Genomic DNA, 1,035 nt, shown 5'->3' on the forward strand with positions numbered 1-1,035 from the left:
GTGGCCCGTAAGTGTTGCAGGAACAGGAAGGTGACCACCACAACCAGCAGTATGGCAATGATGAAGGTGCTGATGACCTCCTGAATCGAGATATCGATAAAACGGGTGGTGTCGTAAGGAATGTCGTATTCCAACCCCTCCGGGAAGCGCTCACTGATATCCTTCATGGCTTCGCGTACGGCATCGGCGGCATCCAGAGCGTTGGCTCCCGGCTGCAGATAGACCCCCATGGGAACCGTATCGTCGCCGTTGTAGGCCGCCTCGAAATCGTAGTTCTGGGCCCCCAGCTCTATCCGGGCGACATCTTTCAACCTCAGCGACGCACCTTCTTCATCGCTGCGAAGGATAACTTCGCCGAATTCTTCCGGGCTGGTCAAGCGCCCCGGCACCGACACACTGAAGGTAAAGGCCTGGCCTTGCGGTGCCGGTTCGGCGCCAATACGGCCTGCCGCAAACTGAGCGTTCTGGGCCCGCAAAGAGGCGGCTACATCCGCCGGTGTCAGTTCATACTGGGCCAGTTTGTCCGGGCGCAACCAGACTCGCATGGAGTAATCCTGGGCGCCGAACAGGGAGGCGTTACCAATCCCCGGCAGGCGCACCAGTTCGTCCAGCACATTCAGCAGGGCATAGTTGGAAATTTCTACCACGTCCATGCTTTTGTCCGGGGACGACAACGTCAGGACCTGAAGGATCGATGTGGACCTGGCCTCTACAGTCAGCCCCTGGTCCCGCACGGTTTGAGGTAGACTTGCCAGAGCCTGCTGCACCCGGTTGTTGACGTTGATGGTGGCCTGGTCCGGGTCGGTGCCGATTTCAAACGAGACCGTAACGCGAAAACTTCCCGAGTCGGTGCTGTTCGATTCCATGTAGATCATCTGATCCACACCGTTAATTTCCTGCTCCAGTGGCGCCACAACACTCTCAGAGATGACGTCGGCGCTGGCACCCTGGTAACGGCCCTCAACGACAACCTGGGGTGGCACCACATTCGGGTACTGCTCAACGGGTAACCCCAGGAGTGAGATGGCCCCAGCG

1 protein-coding gene is annotated in these 1,035 nt (G+C 58.7%); it reads right to left on the reverse strand.

The window, feature by feature from the left end; genetic code table 11:
- Nucleotides 1-1,035 (reverse strand): efflux RND transporter permease subunit (locus ACUN9X_RS18835; protein WP_445474037.1); only part of this gene is annotated, 1,035 nt, incomplete at both ends.

The organism is Marinobacter sp. V032 (assembly GCF_052645435.1).